An 18,619-nucleotide genomic window follows, 5' to 3' on the forward strand; every position below is an offset into this window, starting at 1 on the left:
ATGGAAAAGACATATAACCCGCAAGATATCGAGCAGCCGCTCTACGAGCACTGGGAACAGCAGGGCTACTTTAAACCGAATGGCGACACCAGCCAGGAAAGCTTTTGCATCATGATCCCGCCGCCGAACGTCACCGGCAGCTTGCATATGGGTCACGCTTTCCAGCAGACCATCATGGATACCATGATTCGCTACCAGCGTATGCAGGGTAAAAACACCCTGTGGCAGGCAGGTACTGACCACGCCGGTATCGCGACTCAAATGGTGGTGGAGCGCAAGATCGCCGCTGAAGAGGGCAAAACTCGCCAGGATTACGGTCGTGATGCCTTCATCGATAAAATCTGGCAGTGGAAAGCAGAGTCCGGCGGCACCATCACCCGCCAAATGCGTCGCCTCGGTAACTCCGTGGATTGGGAGCGTGAGCGCTTCACCATGGATGAAGGCCTGTCGAATGCGGTACGTGAAGTCTTCGTGCGCCTGTATAAAGAGAACCTGATTTACCGTGGCAAACGCCTGGTGAACTGGGATCCAAAACTGCGTACCGCTATCTCCGATCTGGAAGTGGAAAACCGTGAGAGCAAAGGCTCCATGTGGCATATCCGCTACCCGCTGGCCGATGGCGTGAAAACCGCAGAAGGCAAAGATTACCTGGTGGTCGCCACCACTCGTCCGGAAACCCTGCTGGGCGATACCGGCGTGGCGGTGAATCCGGAAGATCCACGTTACAAAGATCTGATCGGCAAAGAGCTGATCCTGCCGCTGGTGAACCGTCGTATTCCTATCGTGGGTGACGATCACGCCGATATGGAAAAAGGCACCGGCTGCGTGAAGATCACCCCAGCGCATGACTTCAACGACTACGAAGTGGGTCGTCGTCACAAGCTGCCAATGATCAACATCCTGACCTTTGATGGCGATATCCGCGAGCGTGCGGAAGTGTTCGACACCAACGGTGAAGTCAGCGACGAATGCGCCGATGAGATCCCAGCGCAGTTCCAGAAAATGGAGCGTTTCGCTGCGCGTAAAGCCATGGTGGCTGCGATTGATGAGCTCGGCCTGCTGGACGAAATCAAACCTCACGATCTGACCGTGCCTTACGGCGACCGTGGCGGCGTGGTTATCGAGCCAATGCTGACCGACCAATGGTATGTGCGCACCGCCCCGCTGGCGAAAGTTGCGGTGGAAGCGGTCGAAAACGGCGACATCCAGTTCGTGCCTAAGCAGTACGAAAACATGTACTTCTCATGGATGCGTGACATTCAGGATTGGTGCATCTCCCGTCAGCTGTGGTGGGGACATCGCATCCCGGCCTGGTACGACAACGACGGCAACGTCTATGTCGGCCGTACTGAAGCCGAAGTGCGTCAGGAAAATAACCTGGCTGACGTTGTGGTGCTGCGCCAGGACGACGACGTGCTGGATACCTGGTTCTCATCAGGTCTGTGGACCTTCTCGACCCTTGGCTGGCCAGAGAATACCGAAGCGCTGCGTACCTTCCACCCAACCAGCGTGCTGGTGAGCGGCTTCGACATCATCTTCTTCTGGATTGCGCGCATGATCATGCTGACCATGCACTTCATCAAAGATGAAAACGGCAAGCCACAGGTGCCGTTCAAAACCGTGTACATGACCGGTTTGATCCGTGATGAAGAAGGCCAGAAGATGTCCAAGTCGAAAGGCAACGTCATCGATCCACTGGATATGATCGACGGCATTTCGCTGGAAGATCTGCTGGAGAAACGCACCGGCAACATGATGCAGCCACAGTTGGCTGAGAAGATCCGCAAACGTACCGAGAAGCAGTTCCCGGACGGCATTGTGGCTTCCGGCACCGATGCCCTGCGCTTTACCCTTGCTGCACTGGCCTCAACCGGCCGTGACATCAACTGGGATATGAAGCGTCTTGAAGGCTATCGCAACTTCTGTAACAAGCTGTGGAACGCCAGCCGTTTCGTGCTGATGAACACCGAAGAGCACGATTGCGGCCAGAACGGCGGCGAACTGAAGCTGTCACTGGCGGATCGCTGGATTCTGACCGAATTCAACAGCACCGTGAAAGCCTATTGTGAAGCGCTGGACAGCTATCGCTTTGATATCGCTGCCAACATCCTGTACGACTTCACCTGGAACCAGTTCTGTGACTGGTATCTGGAGCTGACCAAGCCGGTAATGAGCAACGGCAGCGAAGCGGAACTGCGCGGCACGCGTAATACGCTGGTCACCGTGCTGGAAGCAGTGCTGCGCCTGGCGCATCCGATTATTCCTTACATCACCGAAACCATCTGGCAGCGTGTGAAAGGTCTTAAGAACATCGATCACGATACCATCATGCTGCAGCCGTTCCCGCAGTTTGACGCGGCGAAAGAAGATGCCGAAGCCAAAGCGGATATCGAGTGGATCAAGCAGGCGATCGTGGCCGTGCGTAACATCCGTGCTGAGATGAACATCGCACCGGGTAAACCGCTGGATGTGCTGCTGCGTGACTGCTCGCCAACCGCTCAGCGTCGTGTTGATGAGAACCGTAGCTTCCTGTCGCGCCTGGCGCGTCTGGAAAGCCTGACCATCCTGCCTGCGGGCGAGAAAGGTCCGGTCTCAGTCACCAAGATCGTCGAAGGCGCTGAGTTACTGATCCCGATGGCGGATCTGGTCAACAAAGAAGCCGAGCTGGATCGTCTGGCGAAAGAGCTCACCAAGCTGGATGTCGAGATTGAGAAAATCCAGATCAAACTGGCGAACGAAGGCTTTGTGGCACGCGCACCGGAAGCGGTCGTGGCCAAAGAGCGCGAGCGCATTGTTGAGCTGGAACAATCAAAAGCAAAACTGATTGAACAGCAGGGCGTGATTGCGGCATTGTAAGCGCATCAGTCCAACTGCTTAATCCAGGCCGGGCACTGCCCGGCTTTTTTACACCGGAAGAAAATGATGACCACCGCTACGCCACTGAATTTACAGGTGCGCCCGATTGTTGCGGCCGATAATCCGCTGATTGCCCAGGTGATCCGTGATGTGTCCGCAGAGTTTGGCCTGACCGCAGATAAAGGCTACACCGTGTCCGATCCAAATCTGGATCGCTTGTTCGAGTTGTACAGCGAAGCCAACAGCGCTTACTGGATTGTCGAGCATGAAGGTCTCGTCGTGGGCGGCGGTGGCGTGGCACCGCTGGCGTGTAGCGCGCCGGATATTTGTGAACTGCAGAAGATGTACTTCCTGCCTCAAGTGCGCGGTTTAGGGCTGGCGCGTGCGCTGGCTTTGCGGGCGATGGAGTATGCGCGTCAGCAGGGCTTCCGCCGCTGCTACCTGGAAACCACCGGTACCCTCACCCGCGCGATTAAGCTGTATGAGTCATTGGGCTTTGAGCTGATTGACAGCGCCATGGGTTGTACCGGGCACGGCGATTGTGAAGTGCGGATGCTAAAGGTGTTGTGATGAGTGCGCATGACTGCGCACTCGTTTAAAATGCGGGCACACCGCTATGAAAACGCAATTCACCATCTGGCTCGCTGATTAAGCGCGCCTCGGCGGCACCAAAGGCCTGCACGCGCGGGGCAATATCCTTCGCTGAAATTTGTTCCGCCAGCTTCAGGTAGTCCTGATAGTGGCGCGCTTCAGAACGCAGCAGTGAGATATAGAACTTCTGCAGTTGATCATCCAGATACGGCGCCAGGCTGGCGAAACGTTCGCAGGATCGCGCTTCAATGTAGGCTCCGCAAATCAACTTATCCACCAGCGCATCCGGTTCAAAGGTGCTGATTTCGCGTATCAATCCTTTGGCATAACGGCTGGCAGTGATTTTACGGTACGGCAAACCCCGCGACTGCATAATCTCCCACACCTGATAGAAGTGATGTAGCTCTTCTTTGATCAGCAGAATCATCATCTCGACTAAGTCATCCGCCCATGGCAGTTCATTACGCACGATGATGCTCTTGGTCAGATTCTTATGCGCATTGATAAAGTTGCTGTCCGGCTCATCACGATAGATGAAATCTTCATAGGGTTTGAGCCACGCCAGAATGGCATCGCCACTCGGCTTATCGGCCACATATCGACGAATAATAAACACCGCGGTTTGAGCCGCTTTCAGCTCGCACACCATGTGGTCGGTCAGCAACAGCGTCAGGTTTTCTGGCTTACGTGCCTCATCAATCCACGCTTGTGGCGTGCGGCAGTGCAGGAATTCATAGATGGGTTCTAACAGTGGAGCGTAATTCATCGGCGTTCTTTATTCTGGCGGGGAATGAGAGTTGGGCGACGAACGCCGCCCATCAAAACTTAGTGACGCACACCGTCGTCTTCTTCGTCGTCGATGAAGTCGCCATCGTCGTCTTCATCTTCCGCGTCCGGGTCTTCGAAATAAGTGCCCCAGCCGTCGTAATCGACGTTGAATTTGCCGGCCAGATTCACCAGTTGCTCAACCTGCGCATCAATCAGCTCTGGCTTTAATGCGCCTTCGCTCAGGATGTCCACGCACATTACGGTGCCGCCCTCTTCCAGCTCCAGCTCTTCCGGCTCGCTCACTTCAAAGCCCAGTTTGAAAGCCTCAACCGCCACTTTCTCCAGTGAGTCGAAGTTGTTGCAAGAGAGGTGATGCTCGATAGTGTAAAGCGCATCCGGATCGCTGCCGTCTTCCAGCAACTCTTCAATGATCAGGCGGGTTTCTTCGCGCTGTTCTTCCAGCAATGCTTCATATGCCATGTGCGTGTCCTCAAAATGTTCGACGTGAATGCAATTATTTTCCCACACTGCCTCGCGCGCCACTACACAAAACAGAAAGTTTCTTAACGCCGGGGTTGAAAATGCATATTCATACGGTTAGATTGAATTTTAATTCATTGTTAGTCCCTATCTGGAGCGCTGTATGAGTCAGCTGTATTCGAGACACTTCCTGAGATTGCTGGATTTCACCCCCGCTGAAATCGCCGACCTGCTAAGTCTGGCAGGTGAATTAAAACACGCTAAGAAAAATGCCCAGGAAACGCAGTACCTGAAAGGCAAGAATATCGCGCTCATCTTCGAAAAAGACTCGACCCGTACCCGATGCTCTTTCGAAGTTGCCGCATACGATCAGGGCGCTAACGTCACCTATCTCGGCCCAAGCGGCAGCCAAATCGGCCATAAAGAGTCAATGAAAGATACTGCGCGCGTCCTTGGCCGCATGTATGACGGCATTCAGTATCGTGGCTTCGGTCAGGAACTGGTGGAAACGCTGGCGGAATTTGCCGGTGTGCCGGTGTGGAACGGCCTGACCACGGAATTCCACCCGACGCAGTTGCTGGCAGATTTGCTCACCATGCTAGAACATCTGCCAGGTAAACCATTAAGCGACATGACGTTGGTGTATGTGGGTGACGCACGCAACAACATGGGCAACAGCATGCTGGAAGCGGCGGCACTGGTGGGTCTGGACCTGCGCCTGGTGGCACCGAAGGGTTGCTGGCCGGAAGAGCAGTTGGTTGAACAGTGTCGCGTTGCCGCACAGAAAACCGGTGGCAAAATCACCCTGACCGAAGACATTGGCGAAGGCGTGCAAGGTGCGGATTTCATCTACACTGATGTGTGGGTGTCGATGGGTGAAGCGAAATCAGTATGGGAAGAGCGTATCGCCCTGCTGCGTCCGTATCAGGTCAACAGCGCCATGCTGGCACTGACCGGCAATCCGCAGGTGAAATTCCTGCACTGCCTGCCCGCCTTCCATGATGATCAAACCACGCTGGGCCGTCAGATGGCTGAACAGTATGGTCTGAAAGACGGCATGGAAGTGAGTAATGAGGTGTTTGAATCGGCGCACAGCATCGTTTTCGATCAGGCCGAAAACCGCATGCATACCATCAAAGCGGTGATGGTCGCCACGCTGGGTAATAATTAAAGCAAACGTTTACCTTGCGGCGATTTCTGCTTGAAGCAAATCAGTGAATGCGTATAATGCGCCACAATTTGCCGGAGGAAACATGCAACAGCGCAGCGCACAATTTGCCGCTCTACCCCGCCTGACCACAGGCGATGCAGCTGTTTCTTTCCGTCAACCATTGATCGTAAAAAAAGCCCCTTAAGCAGGGGCTTTTTTTTGTCCGCAATCCGGCAGCGCAGAGGAGAACGCTATGGCCAACCCGCTATATCGCAAGCACATTATTTCCATTAACGATCTCAACCGCGAAGAGCTGGAGCTGGTGTTACACACCGCTGCCCAGCTAAAGGCTCATCCCCAGCCGGAACTGCTGAAGCATAACGTGATTGCCAGCTGCTTCTTTGAAGCTTCAACACGTACCCGTTTGTCGTTTGAAACCGCCATGCATCGCCTCGGCGCTTCGGTGGTGGGCTTCGCCGACGGCAGCAACACCTCGCTGGGTAAGAAAGGCGAAACGCTGGCCGACACCATTTCGGTGATCAGCACTTATGTCGATGCGATTGTGATGCGTCACCCACAGGAAGGCGCCGCGCGTCTGGCGACCGAATTCTCCAGCGGCATTCCGATTCTCAATGCCGGTGACGGTGCCAACCAGCACCCGACGCAAACCCTGCTCGATCTCTTCACCATCCGTGAAACCCAAAGCCGCCTGGATAATCTCAACGTGGCGATGGTCGGTGACCTGAAATATGGCCGCACCGTGCACTCGCTAACGCAGGCGCTGGCGAAATTCACCGGCAACCGTTTCTACTTTATCGCGCCGGATGCGCTGGCGATGCCGGCCTACATCACCGACATGCTGGATGAGCAGAACATTGTCTGGACGCGTCATGACACCATCGAAGAAGTGATGCCAGAACTCGACATTCTCTACATGACCCGTGTGCAGAAAGAGCGTCTCGATCCGTCTGAGTATGCCAACGTTAAAGCACAATTCATTCTGCGCGCGGCCGATTTAGCCGGTGCACGCGATAACATGAAAGTGCTGCATCCGCTGCCGCGTATTGATGAGATCACCACTGACGTCGATAGCACGCCGCACGCCTGGTATTTCCAGCAGGCGGGCAATGGCATCTTCGCCCGCCAGGCTCTGCTGGCACTGGTATTGAATAGCGAACTGGCACTGTAAGGAGAAACCGATGACTCACGATAATAAATTGCAGGTTGAAGCCATCAAGCGTGGCACGGTAATCGACCATATTCCTGCGCAGGTCGGTTTTAAATTGCTGTCACTGTTTCGCCTGACCGAGACCGACCAGCGCATCACCATCGGCCTGAATTTGCCTTCGGGTGAGATGGGCCGCAAGGATTTGATTAAGATCGAGAATACCTTCCTGACCGACGATCAGATCAATCAGCTGGCGGTGTATGCGCCTCACGCCACCGTTAACCGCATTGATGAATACGAAGTGGTGGCGAAAATCGCCCCAACCTTGCCGGATCGTGTCGAGCGTGTGCTCACCTGTCCGAACAGCAACTGCATTAGCCGCAGTGAGCCGGTATGCAGCAGCTTTGCGGTGAAACAGCGCGACGATGATGTGCACCTGAAGTGCAAATATTGCGAGAAAGAGTTCGCGCGCCACGTGGTGCTCGGTCACTGGTAATCGTGCCTATCGTCCCTATAATGGGGCGAACCAATACGCGGCTGACAAGGGTCGGCTGCGCACTTCTAAGGAGAAGCAATGTCTCGCGAAATCAGCACAGAAAAAGCACCCGCAGCAATTGGCCCTTATGTGCAGGGCGTGGATCTCGGCAGCATGATTATCACTTCAGGCCAGATCCCTGTTGATCCGGCGACCGGTGCCGTCGCGGATGATGTGTCTGCGCAGGCGCGTCAGTCACTGGAAAATGTGAAGGCGATTGTGGAAGCCGCTGGCCTGAAAGTGGGCGACATTGTGAAAACCACCGTGTTTGTGAAAGATCTCAACGACTTCGCTACCGTCAATGCCACTTACGAAGCCTTCTTCACCGAGCACAACGCCAGCTTCCCGGCACGTTCTTGTGTGGAAGTCGCGCGTCTGCCGAAAGATGTGAAGATCGAGATTGAGGCAATTGCCGTTCGTCGTTAAGTAAAGGCAATGCGCAATACATTGCGCCGCTACAAACTTTTGCTCAACTGTGGCGGCGCAATTAGTGTGTGAGAACATCACGTTAGCGGCATCATTTCATGGCTTGCTCTTCACTCCCGTAGCGGCCTGATTTTATAGTGTGCCATCTCCTCGTAGAGGCATAATTCTATGGTGTGCCATCCCCCGGTAGCGGCGCGATTCAAGAAGTGAACCTCGAAAGTTGGACACCATTCCAACGAGTAGTGGAGTGACCCCGTTCCCGTAGAAATTCATCGCGCATCCGTTTATTTAGACGACCTCAATAACTTCTCCAGCGGCCTGACCAACGCCAGCACAGTTTCATCCTGCACCTGTGCCGCAGCATCCAGTTTGGCATGCATCCCGGCGACTTCGCTGGCACCGTACGCCTGATTACGCTGCATCGCATTGACCAAATCAATGCCCATGCGGCTCAGTTCCGCCACCTGCTGAACCTGCTGCTGCAACGGTTTCAATTGGTCATTGCTCAATATCAACGGCATCACAGCATCACTGTTGTTTTGCCAACGCTGAAATTGCTGGCGAATGGCGTTGGCCGCGCCGCGATCCTCGCGATTTGCCATCAGAGCATCCACCTGTTTGTCCAGTAAGCGCACCGCTTCGCTCTCGGCAGGTAGCACATCCGCCAGACGGTTGAGCGGCTCAAAGTAATCGTAATGCCCTGCCTGGAACTTCAGGTGCTGACGCGTGTAATACTGTGCCGGTTCCAGCACCTCCGCCAGCACGCGCAGCGGCGTGATATCGCGGGTGTTGGCCAATCGCATCATCTGCACGTCCGCCTGCTGATGCTGTTGTAATCCCACCGATACCGTGCCCCAGCGGTCCACCGCGTTTAAACGCTGATACATGTTGTCGCTGTCGGTGACATCCTTCGCCGACCACAGGCGCTCAGCCACCACAAAGGCACGCGGCCATAGACGCGTATCAATGACCCGACTATTGACGTTTTCCGCCCACAGCGCAGCCTCGCCGCCAATGAGATTGTTTTGCATCTGTTGTGGCGTAGGGACGGAGGGTTGAATGCCGGTTGGCACCTGCGCCAGCTTATTGCCCTCGGTGGGATAGCGCACATTGCCCACCAGCATGTAGCCGGTCAATTTGTCCTGCGTCAGAGTGACCATTGGCTGGAACGGCCCCATCCAGGTATCAACGCTAAAGGTCAGCTGCGTGGGTGACAGCCAGCGAATATCACTCACCATACGCCGCGCTTTGCCGCTGAAATCAACAAAGCCACGCCAGCCGTTTTTCGCTTCCACCAGAGTGAAACTGCCTTTGACCGGGCTGCCCTTCAAACGCGGCATGGTGAACTGCCAGCTCTGCGCTTGCTCTCCAGCTTGAATCTGATCCTGCCCCTGGAGTCCCTGCGGCCAGGGCTCGTTGCGGTAGTGGTAGGCTGCGGTTTGCGGTTGATCGAGATAGAAACCGGTTGAGAGAATGCCACGGAAATCGTGCTTCGCCACCTCACCTAACGCATCCTGCCCCTGCCAGGACTGGATCAAAATGCTGTTCGGCAGATCCGGATGGTAAACCTCATCCCAGCCAATCATGCGACGTTGATGCGCTTCCAGGATCTTCTCCACCCGCTGATTGAACCACGCCTGTAATGCGTGCGTGTCTTTCAGACCATGGTCGCGCATAAACTGCTGTATTTTCGGCGAGTCATTCCACTGTGTTGGGTCCACTTCATCTCCGCCGATATGGATATAGGGATCCGGGAAGATCGCGGTGACTTCACCCATCAGCGTATCGATAAAGGTGAAGACGGCTTCGTTGCTGGGATCAAGCAACGGTTTAAACACACCCCAGCCGCGTTCCATCTTGTACGGGCCCGGCGCGCTGAGCAGTTCTGGCATCGCCACCGCGATCGCCGAGGCGTGCCCCGGCACATCAATTTCCGGCACCACGCGCACACCGCGCTGTGTGGCATAACGCACCACATCGCGCATTTGCTGCTGCGTGTAGTAAAGGCCGTCGCTGGCCTTCTCCTGCAACTGCGGATAGTGGCTGGAAGCAAATCGCCAGCCCTGGTCATCGGTCAGATGCCAATGGAATACGTTCATACGCGCAGCGGCGATACCGTCTATTTGCCGTTTCACGGTTTCAATCGGCAGGAAGTGGCGTGCCGAGTCGATTAGCACCCCGCGCCACGGGAATCGTGGTTTATCGTCAATGGTGACATAGGGGATCTGCGTTCCCGTCTCATTATTCTCAATCAACTGCAGCAGGGTCTCCATGCCGCGCATCGCACCGAAACGCGTATTGGCTTTTAGCGTCACGCCGCCGCTGTTGACCTCAAGATGATAGCTCTCATCGCTGTCCGGCTGTGGCAAGGGATCCACCGCCTGAGCGATTTGCACCTGGATCGTCGCCTGATCGCCCGGTGCGCTGGTGGGCAGCAGCGGCCAACCGGTTTGACGTGAAATACGTGCACGCCAGCGTGCTTCAGCCCCCTCCAGATGATCACCCGTAATATTCAGCGTGAATTGCGGCGTCAGCGTGAGCTCGCCACCGCTGGCGGGCTGTACCACTTTTTGCGGCCAGGGCATTAAAGGCAGATCAGAGGCGGGGGCAGCAACAGCGGAAAAAGTCAGGGATAAACAACAGGCGAGCAGCGTTCGTTGCAGAGGCATGTAAGGCATCCTTGTAATTAAATGACGGGCCAAAAATAGGCAAAAAAAAAAATCATTAAACCTGCTTCGCAGCGCAAATCAAGTTGTAAAAGGTCGAAGTTTGGCCTGCTTAAAACTTTTGAAGTTTAGTCCGCTTTACCATTGTGCGGCTTTCAATCTTCGTTATGTCTTCTTTGCGGCAGGTCAAAAACAACGCAATTAATTTCAGCCAAAACACCACATATTGCGATTACACTCTGCACAAATATCTACATATAGTTTCACGGAGAGAAAATGGCGGCGGTGGTGATTAAGCGAGACGGCTGTAAAGTGCCGTTTGAAGCGCAGCGTATTGCGCTAGCGGTTCAGGCGGCGGCGCAGGCTGCTCAGATTGATGATGCGAGTTGGTGTACAGAGGTCGCAGAGCAAGTGAGCCAGCGATTGTCCGATCGCATTGAGGTCGATATCCGTGACATTCAGTGCGCAGTGGAAGAGACGCTGATGGCCGGACGCTGGCCGCAGCTGGCGCGCGCCTATATCGAGTATCGCCATGACCGTGATTTAGCCCGTGAACAACGTGGCAAACTGCACCACGCCATTCGCGGCCTTGTGGAACAAACCAACGCCGCGCTGCTCAATGAGAACGCGAATAAAGACAGTAAAGTGATCCCCACGCAGCGCGATTTACTGGCGGGCATTGTTGCCAAACATTATGCCAAGCAGCAACTGCTGCCGCGTGATGTGGTGCTGGCGCATGAGCGCGGCGAGATTCATTACCACGACCTCGACTATTCGCCATTTTTCCCGATGTTTAACTGCATGTTGATCGATCTTCAGGGCATGTTGAACAACGGCTTCAAGATGGGCAATGCCGAAATCGAGCCGCCAAAATCTATTGCCACCGCGACGGCGGTGACAGCACAAATCATTGCGCAGGTCGCCAGCCATATTTACGGTGGTACCACCATCAACCGCATTGATGAAGTGCTGGCGCCGTTTGTGACGCTTAGTCTGGAGAAACATCGCGCCGTGGCACAACAGTGGCAGATTCCGGATGCGGAAGCCTATGCGCGCGTGCGCACCGAGAAAGAGTGCTTTGACGCATTCCAGTCCCTGGAATATGAGGTCAACACACTGCATACCGCCAACGGCCAGACGCCGTTTGTCACCTTTGGCTTTGGACTCGGCACCGATTGGGCCGCGCGCCTGATCCAGCAGTCGATTCTGCGCAACCGCATCGCGGGGCTGGGTAAAAACCACAAAACCGCGGTGTTCCCTAAACTGGTGTTCGCCATCCGCGAAGGTGTGAATCGCCGCCCCGGCGATTTTAACTACGACATCAAACAGCTGGCGCTGGAGTGTGCCAGCAAACGTATGTATCCCGACATTCTCAATTACGACAAAGTGGTGGAAGTCACCGGCTCGTTCAAAACCCCGATGGGCTGCCGCAGCTTCCTCGGCGCGTATGAGGAAAACGGTAAGCAGATCCACGAAGGGCGAAATAATATTGGTGTCATTAGCCTGAACCTGCCGCGCATCGCGCTGGAAGCCAAAGGTAATGAAGCCCATTTCTGGCTGCTGCTGGATGAGCGGCTAGAACTGGCTAAGCGCGCTTTAATGACACGCATCGCCCGGCTGGAGAAAACCAAAGCACGCGTCGCGCCGATTCTCTACATGGAGGGCGCGTGTGGCGTACGTTTGAATGCTGATGACGAAGTCGGCGCGATTTTCCGCAACGGCCGTGCTTCGATCTCGCTCGGCTACATCGGCCTGCATGAAACGCTGAACGCGCTGAGCGGCAATGAAGTCCATCCGTATGATGCGCAGCACCTGCGGGAAAAAGGCGTGGCGATTGTACAGCGTCTGCGCGACGCCGTGGATGCGTGGAAAGACGAGACAGGCTACGGTTTTAGTCTGTACAGCACGCCGAGCGAAAACCTGTGTGATCGCTTCTGCCGACTTGATGCCGCCGAATTTGGCGTGGTGCCAGGCGTCACCGACAAAGGCTATTACACCAACAGCTTCCACCTCGACGTCGAAAAGAAAGTGAATCCCTACGACAAGATCGATTTTGAAGCGCCCTATCCTGCCATCGCCAATGGCGGCTTCATCTGTTATGGCGAATACCCCAATATTCAGCACAACCTCAAGGCGCTGGAAGATGTGTGGGATTACAGCTATCACCGCGTACCCTATTACGGCACCAATACGCCAATCGATGAGTGCTACGAATGCGGCTTTACGGGTGAATTCAGTTGCACCAGCAAAGGTTTTACTTGTCCGTGCTGTGGTAACCACGATCCGGCGCGGGTTTCCGTCACGCGCCGTGTTTGTGGCTATCTGGGCAGCCCTGATGCGCGGCCGTTCAATGCCGGTAAGCAGGAAGAGGTGCAGCGTCGCGTTAAGCATCTGGATACCGGACCGCTGGGATGATGCGTATTCACCGCTATTACCCCGTCGATATCGTCAACGGGCCGGGTACACGCTGTACGCTGTTTGTCGCGGGCTGCGAGCATCAGTGTCGCGGCTGTTATAACCAGAGTACCTGGCGGCTGGATTCCGGCGTGCCTTTTACGTTAGAGAAGGAAGAGCAGCTGATTGCCGATCTCAAAGATCAGCGCATTCCACGTCAGGGGCTGTCGCTGAGCGGCGGCGATCCCCTGCATCCGCACAACGTACCACACATCCGCCGTCTGGTGAGACGCGTGCGGCGTGAATGCCCGGGCAAAGATATCTGGCTGTGGACCGGCTACGAGATGGCGGAACTGAGCGCAGCACAGCGTGAAGTGGTGGATGAAATTGATGTGTTGATCGACGGGCGGTTTGTGGAAGCGGAGAAAGATGCGCGGCTGCTGTGGCGCGGCAGCCGCAATCAGAAGATCTGGTATTTACGTCAGCCACAGGGCGAGTGTGCCGAGGAGCATGCCGCTCAGCGCCACGCCAGCCAGGGCGATCCACAAGGCGCGCGCCGGGAAGGCACGGTGCAGCATCAGTAAGGACGGCACACTCACGGCGGGTAAGGTCACCAGCAGCGCTAACGCAGGTGCGAGCCCCATGCCCGCCATCATCATGGTCTGTACAATGGGAATTTCTGCGGCTGTCGGGATGACAAACAAACAGCCCGCTATCGCCATCAGCATCACCCAAAACAGGGTGTTGCCCACTGCGCCATCGGCATGCGGAAACAGCCAGACGCGTGCCGCACCCAGCAACAGCACGGCAAAGATATACAACGGAATGGTGTTCCAGAACAGTCGCCACATGACGCGCAGCCAGCGAGTCAGAAACGGCTGCTCGCTGCCGGCAGCCATCACCATGGGTGCGGCAATGGTTTGTTCCGGCACGCTGCGCTGTACCAGCGACGCAATCCCCAACACCATGATTAAGCCCGCCATCAGCCGAATCGCCGCGAAGTGCCAGCCCAGCACAAAGCCCATAAAGATTAGCGTGGCCGGATTCAGCAGCGGGTTCGCCAGCCAGAAGGCCATCGCCGCCCCGCTGGATACCTGCGACTGACGCAACCCCGCCGCCACTGGCGCGGCACAACAGGTGCACATCATGCCCGGCAAACCCAGACCGGTGCCGATCAGCGTCGATCCAAACCGCGAGTTGCCCATTAAGCGAAGCAGCCAGTTGCGCGGAATAAGCACTTGTACCAGCGATCCCAGCATCACACCTAACACTGCGGCTTTCCAGACGGCGAGGAAGTAAACCATCGCGTAATCCAGCGCCGCGCGCCACGGTGAGTCCGCGGCATTCGCCAGAATGGATTTGCCGATCGAGTGGGTTTCAGCCGCCGTGAAGGCTTTGCCGTAGTAGGGCTGCCATTTGACGTACCACAGGCCAATGACGACAACGGCGAGGAACAGCAAGGGTTTCCACCATGCGAAGCGCGTCGCCGGGGCAGATGTTGCAAGTTGGGTCATAGCAGATTCCGTATTCTACAGAATAACGAATGCCGCACCGGAGAGTGTGGCGGTTAATCCATAGTGTTATTCAGGTTATTGGAATCTGCTACGCAAAGTTAGCGTAAGTTTGATCGGGCGCGTAAATTTAACTTTCGCCGGTTTTGTCTCGCTGCCAGACAATTTTTTTGCCGAAACCCAGCGCGTTGTCGGTCATCTTCACTGCATCCAGCGTGATTTCCCATAATGGTGCCTGAACCTTGCGGGCAATCGGAAAACGGTTCTGGTAAGCGTGACGCGCCTGGGCTTCACGCTCGCCATTTAGCCGCTGAATTCGGCCACTGTACTGCACGCCTTTGATTAGCAACACGGTTTTCGGCTGGCCGTTAACCGTGCCCGCCACGCGCGGATGGGCTTGCATAAGGGTGCCGTGTCGCGTATCGGGTTCGGTCATCAACCAAAATGCCATACGCGTTTCATCGAAGACGTAAAAGCAGTTTGCACACCACAGATCGTCGCCATGACTGGCGCACAATGACAGGGCACGCTGTTTTTTGAGATAGCGAATAAGATGAGAATGGTCAGACACAATGCAACTCCATGCGGCACATAGCGAGGTTAACCTAAGCGCGCTACACTGCCCAACAGCCATCGAACAGGAAAAGTCATATATGCAACAGGGCTGGCAGCTTTACATGCTGCAAACCGCCGCCGGGATGATTTACACCGGCATTACCACCGATGTGCATCGTCGCCTGCAGCAACATCAGAGCGGAAAAGGTGCACGCGCATTGCGTGGCAAGGGTCCGCTGACGCTGGTGTTTAACTGTGATGCAGGCGATCGCGCGGCCGCTTCGCGCCTGGAATATCAGGTGAAGCAGCTCAGCCGCACGCAAAAGCTGCTGCTGGTTGCACAGCAGCCTGCATGCCTGAACACATGGTTTAATCGAAACGATTAAAAGGTTCAGCGAATGCGATCAGCCCTTCTGCGCCCGTAAACGCATCATCCGCTAACTTGTACACCTGAAACGCCGCTTCACTGCCCAGCCAGCGACAGTGCAAGCCATGACGTGCCGCCGGTTCGAAGCCCAATGGGTTGTAGAATTCGGGATCGCCCAAGACCACCACCGCGCTGTAGCTGAACTCGTTCAGGGAATCGAGCCCTTCATACACCAGCTGTTTGGCAATGCCCTGCTTACGAACGGATTCATCTACCGCCAGCGGCGCCAGCGCCACCCAGTTGCGGTCTTCACCTTGCAAGGTCACCGGGCTAAAGGCGGCATAACCCAACACCTGCCCTTCATCGTCCGTGGCCACCACACCCAGCGTTAACAGACCATCTTCACGTAGCTGCTGCACCAGTTCAGCCTCGGCGGAGGTCGCAAAACTGCGCTTCAATAACGTGTCGATGCCCGCCGCATCTACACCAATTTCAGTACGAATTAACATGAGATCCCCGCGCGCGCCTCAGCGGCCTCCGCGTCCTGTTTCATTCCTGCCTCAACAAAGGCAGCCAGCTGCTGCAACCCCGTGCGCAAAGGCGTGGGCATGGCCTCCAGTTCAATGGCATCCATCAAATTCTTCACCTCCAAACCCAGCTCCGTGTCGCCCTCAATCACCAGACGGCGTTGGAAGAACAACATATCGGGGTCTGCTTTGCGTGCTGCCACCAGCAACAAGTCGTTGGCTTCACCGCGGAACCAGACATCTGCCTCGGCGTCGCGTGAAACGGTCAGGCGTCCATTCTGCAAGGTGGTGATCCAGCGCAGATTCACATCTGCAATCTCAATCCCCAGAAAGCGCCCTTCCAGAAAGTCTAACTCACCTTCAGACAAAGCATGACGAAATTGCCAGTTTAAGAGTTGTTGCAAAACCACTTTTTTTACAGGGAATGGGGTGAGTGAAACAGGTAAGGTAAGGAATTCTGGGCCTTTTTTCACCATCAGGCCGCGTAAGCGCGAAAACATCATCAACAATCCCTTCAGAAAATTTTACCTATATTGCCACATCCAGGCGCCCTCGCCTCCACTGAGATCAAGGAAATCGCTGAACAATTGATTAAATAACCTTCACTCTGCATGCTGAGTGACGCTTTCACTGCCTTAAATCAACATTCACGCCTGTCGCCTTCCCTACACTTTAACGCTTCGGAATTCGGGGGGAGGAAATGTATGGAACTGCTGTGTCCAGCGGGGAATTTACCTGCGCTGAAATCGGCGGTGGAGCATGGCGCCGATGCAGTGTATGTCGGTTTGAAAGATGACACCAATGCCCGCCACTTTGCTGGCCTTAATTTTACTGACAAGAAGCTGGCAGAAGCGGCGCGCTTCCTGCACCAGCACCGCCGCAAGCTGCACGTGGCCATCAACACCTTTGCCCATCCTGATGGGATGAATCGCTGGCAAACGGCCATTGATGTGGCGGCGCAGAACGGCGCAGATGCCTTGATTCTCGCCGATATCGCCACGCTGGAGTATGCCGCGCAGCGTTATCCGCAGGTGGAACGCCATCTTTCCGTGCAAGCTTCGGCCACAAATTTGCAGGCCATCCACTTTTACCATCGCCATTTCGATCTCAGCCGCGTGGTGTTGCCACGCGTACTGTCGATGCATCAGGTGAAACAGCTGGCGCGTGAAACACCGGTGCCGCTGGAAGTGTTTGCCTTTGGCAGCCTGTGCATTATGGCGGAAGGCCGTTGCTATCTCTCCTCCTGGCTGACGGGGGAATCACCCAACAGTGCGGGTGCCTGCTCGCCGGCAAAATTCGTGCGCTGGCAGCAAACGCCGCAGGGGATGGAATCACGCCTGAATGAAGTGCTGATTGATCGTTACAGCGCCGATGAGAGCGCCGGTTATCCCACTCTGTGTAAAGGGCGCTATGAAGTGGATGACCAGCGCTATCACGTGCTGGAAGAACCCACCAGCCTGAACACCTTATCGCTGTTGCCGGAGTTGCTACGCGCCAATATCGCTTCGGTAAAAATTGAAGGCCGCCAGCGCAGTCCGGCTTATGTGGCGCAAGTGGCAAAAGTGTGGCGCCAGGCGATTGATCGCTGCATGGCCTCGCCCGAGCAATTCGCGGTGCAGGAACCCTGGATGCGCGCGCTGGGCGAACTTTCTGAAGGTAGCCAGACCACGCTCGGTGCCTATCACCGCAGCTGGCAGTGAGGAGACGCTATGAAATATGCCATCGGGCCGGTGCTGTGGTACTGGCCAACGGAGACGCTGGAACACTTTTATCAGCAGGCAGCCGACAGCTCTGCTGACATCATCTACCTCGGCGAAGCGGTATGCAGTAAACGTCGTGCGACCCCATTCCAGCAATGGATGGAATTAGGCCGTCATCTGGCACAACACGGCAAACAGGTGGTGCTCAGCACGCTGGCGCTGTTGCAGTCACCTTCGGAAGTCAAAGAGCTGCGGCGCTATGTAGAGAACGGTGAGTTTTTGCTGGAAGCTAACGACATCGGCACCGTTAACATGGCGGCCGAACGTAAGCTGCCGTTTGTCGCCGGGCCGACGCTTAACGTCTACAACGCGCAAACACTGCAGCTGCTGCTAAAAGAAGGTATGACGCGCTGGTGTTTGCCGGTCGAGATGTCGCGCGACTGGCTGATTCAGCTATTGCAGCAGTGCAATGCCGCAGGCCTGCGCGACAAGTTTGAAGTGGAAGTGATCGGCTATGGCCATCTGCCACTGGCGCTGTCAGCACGTTGCTTTACCGCCCGTTCCGAAAATCGCGCCAAAGATGACTGCCAGACCTGCTGTATTAACTATCCTACCGGGCGCCGTGTGCTGTCGCAGGAGGGCCAGCAAGTGTTTGTGTTGAATGGCATCCAGACCATGAGCGGCTACTGCTATAACCTCGGTAACGATTTGGCCGGTATGCATAACTGGATCGACATCGTGCGCCTCTCGCCGCAGGATGAAACTACGCTGGCAGAGGTCGATCGCTTCCGCGCGAACGAAGCCGGCGAAGCGCCGCTGATGATGGCGCGCGGCAGTGACTGCAATGGTTACTGGCGTCGTTTGGCCGGTATCGCGCTTGAAGGCGGACGCTAAAGGCACATTCCGGCTATATTCCTGCTGTTAA

The 18,619-nt window shown here is 55.6% G+C and carries 17 protein-coding genes and 1 pseudogene; 11 read left to right on the plus strand and 7 right to left on the minus strand.

What is annotated here, in order from left to right; genetic code table 11:
* Window positions 1-2,856: a valine--tRNA ligase gene (locus IAE30_RS06635; protein ID WP_200678617.1), complete on the plus strand. Its 2,856-nt coding sequence runs from the start codon at window positions 1-3 to the stop codon at window positions 2,854-2,856.
* A 63-nt stretch (window positions 2,857-2,919) separates the two neighbouring features.
* Window positions 2,920-3,426 carry a GNAT family N-acetyltransferase gene (locus IAE30_RS06640; RefSeq protein ID WP_369801881.1) on the plus strand — a complete coding sequence of 169 codons (507 nt, stop codon included), beginning with the start codon at window positions 2,920-2,922 and terminating at the stop codon, window positions 3,424-3,426.
* A 25-nt stretch (window positions 3,427-3,451) separates the two neighbouring features.
* Here IAE30_RS06640 and IAE30_RS06645 read toward each other — a convergent pair whose 3' ends face one another.
* Together IAE30_RS06645 and rraB are read right to left on the minus strand one after the other, a co-directional pair.
* Complete coding sequence (locus tag IAE30_RS06645; RefSeq protein ID WP_038649364.1) at window positions 3,452-4,213, minus strand: tRNA-(ms[2]io[6]A)-hydroxylase; 762 nt, start codon at window positions 4,211-4,213, stop codon at window positions 3,452-3,454.
* 59 nt (window positions 4,214-4,272) lie between these two features.
* Window positions 4,273-4,695 (minus strand): ribonuclease E inhibitor RraB, encoded by a 423-nt coding sequence (gene rraB / locus IAE30_RS06650; RefSeq protein ID WP_034826466.1) that lies wholly within the window; start codon window positions 4,693-4,695, stop codon window positions 4,273-4,275.
* Window positions 4,696-4,858: 163 nt separating this feature from the next.
* Between rraB and argF the strand changes: the two genes are divergently transcribed.
* The 4 genes from argF (at window position 4,859) to ridA (ending at window position 7,974) form a co-directional block, all read left to right on the plus strand.
* Complete coding sequence (gene argF, locus IAE30_RS06655; RefSeq protein WP_200678619.1) at window positions 4,859-5,866, plus strand: ornithine carbamoyltransferase; 1,008 nt, start codon at window positions 4,859-4,861, stop codon at window positions 5,864-5,866.
* Window positions 5,867-6,098: 232 nt separating this feature from the next.
* The gene (gene pyrB / locus IAE30_RS06660) at window positions 6,099-7,034 is read left to right on the plus strand and encodes an aspartate carbamoyltransferase (protein ID WP_034826472.1); all 936 of its coding nucleotides are present in this window, start codon (window positions 6,099-6,101) and stop codon (window positions 7,032-7,034) included.
* A gap of 10 nt (window positions 7,035-7,044) precedes the next feature.
* On the plus strand, window positions 7,045-7,509 hold the full coding sequence (gene pyrI, locus IAE30_RS06665) for an aspartate carbamoyltransferase regulatory subunit (protein ID WP_038649369.1): 465 nt from the start codon (window positions 7,045-7,047) through the stop codon (window positions 7,507-7,509).
* Window positions 7,510-7,587: 78 nt separating this feature from the next.
* A complete protein-coding gene (gene ridA / locus IAE30_RS06670; protein WP_034826478.1) occupies window positions 7,588-7,974 on the plus strand; it encodes a 2-iminobutanoate/2-iminopropanoate deaminase in 387 nt (128 codons plus the stop codon).
* A 284-nt stretch (window positions 7,975-8,258) separates the two neighbouring features.
* Here ridA and IAE30_RS06675 read toward each other — a convergent pair whose 3' ends face one another.
* Window positions 8,259-10,643, minus strand: coding sequence for a beta-N-acetylhexosaminidase (locus IAE30_RS06675; RefSeq protein ID WP_200678621.1), 2,385 nt, complete (start codon window positions 10,641-10,643; stop codon window positions 8,259-8,261).
* A gap of 273 nt (window positions 10,644-10,916) precedes the next feature.
* On the opposite strand from IAE30_RS06675, the gene nrdD reads away from it, so the two are divergent.
* Both nrdD and nrdG read left to right on the plus strand, forming a co-directional pair.
* Window positions 10,917-13,055, plus strand: coding sequence for an anaerobic ribonucleoside-triphosphate reductase (gene nrdD, locus IAE30_RS06680; protein ID WP_200678623.1), 2,139 nt, complete (start codon window positions 10,917-10,919; stop codon window positions 13,053-13,055).
* A pseudogene (nrdG, locus tag IAE30_RS06685) lies at window positions 13,052-13,516 on the plus strand (anaerobic ribonucleoside-triphosphate reductase-activating protein); the annotation flags it as partial. The gene nrdD and the pseudogene nrdG, both read left to right, overlap by 4 nt.
* On the opposite strand, the gene IAE30_RS06690 reads toward nrdG, so the two are convergent.
* Together IAE30_RS06690 and IAE30_RS06695 are read right to left on the minus strand one after the other, a co-directional pair.
* The gene (locus tag IAE30_RS06690; RefSeq protein ID WP_045833000.1) at window positions 13,511-14,548 is read right to left on the minus strand and encodes a permease; all 1,038 of its coding nucleotides are present in this window, start codon (window positions 14,546-14,548) and stop codon (window positions 13,511-13,513) included. The pseudogene nrdG and the gene IAE30_RS06690 sit on opposite strands and share 6 nt — an antisense overlap.
* Window positions 14,549-14,675: 127 nt before the next feature.
* Window positions 14,676-15,116 carry a YhbP family protein gene (locus IAE30_RS06695; protein WP_200678627.1) on the minus strand — a complete coding sequence of 147 codons (441 nt, stop codon included), beginning with the start codon at window positions 15,114-15,116 and terminating at the stop codon, window positions 14,676-14,678.
* 82 nt (window positions 15,117-15,198) lie between these two features.
* Between IAE30_RS06695 and IAE30_RS06700 the strand changes: the two genes are divergently transcribed.
* Window positions 15,199-15,486 (plus strand): GIY-YIG nuclease family protein, encoded by a 288-nt coding sequence (locus IAE30_RS06700; RefSeq protein ID WP_200678629.1) that lies wholly within the window; start codon window positions 15,199-15,201, stop codon window positions 15,484-15,486.
* Here the strand turns inward: IAE30_RS06700 and IAE30_RS06705 are convergent.
* Together IAE30_RS06705 and IAE30_RS06710 are read right to left on the minus strand one after the other, a co-directional pair.
* Window positions 15,470-15,976: a GNAT family N-acetyltransferase gene (locus IAE30_RS06705; RefSeq protein WP_045815895.1), complete on the minus strand. Its 507-nt coding sequence runs from the start codon at window positions 15,974-15,976 to the stop codon at window positions 15,470-15,472. The genes IAE30_RS06700 and IAE30_RS06705 overlap by 17 nt on opposite strands.
* Window positions 15,970-16,494 (minus strand): SCP2 domain-containing protein, encoded by a 525-nt coding sequence (locus IAE30_RS06710; protein ID WP_038650280.1) that lies wholly within the window; start codon window positions 16,492-16,494, stop codon window positions 15,970-15,972. Before IAE30_RS06710 ends, IAE30_RS06705 begins: the two co-directional genes overlap by 7 nt.
* Window positions 16,495-16,698: 204 nt before the next feature.
* On the opposite strand from IAE30_RS06710, the gene IAE30_RS06715 reads away from it, so the two are divergent.
* Window positions 16,699-17,694, plus strand: coding sequence for a peptidase U32 family protein (locus IAE30_RS06715; RefSeq protein ID WP_038649392.1), 996 nt, complete (start codon window positions 16,699-16,701; stop codon window positions 17,692-17,694).
* A 9-nt stretch (window positions 17,695-17,703) separates the two neighbouring features.
* Window positions 17,704-18,588 (plus strand): U32 family peptidase, encoded by an 885-nt coding sequence (locus IAE30_RS06720; RefSeq protein WP_200678631.1) that lies wholly within the window; start codon window positions 17,704-17,706, stop codon window positions 18,586-18,588.
* Window positions 18,589-18,619: the final 31 nt, after the last annotated feature.

This window comes from Pantoea sp. S61, assembly GCF_016625145.1.
In the GTDB taxonomy this organism is placed as follows: domain Bacteria; phylum Pseudomonadota; class Gammaproteobacteria; order Enterobacterales; family Enterobacteriaceae; genus Pantoea; species Pantoea rwandensis_B.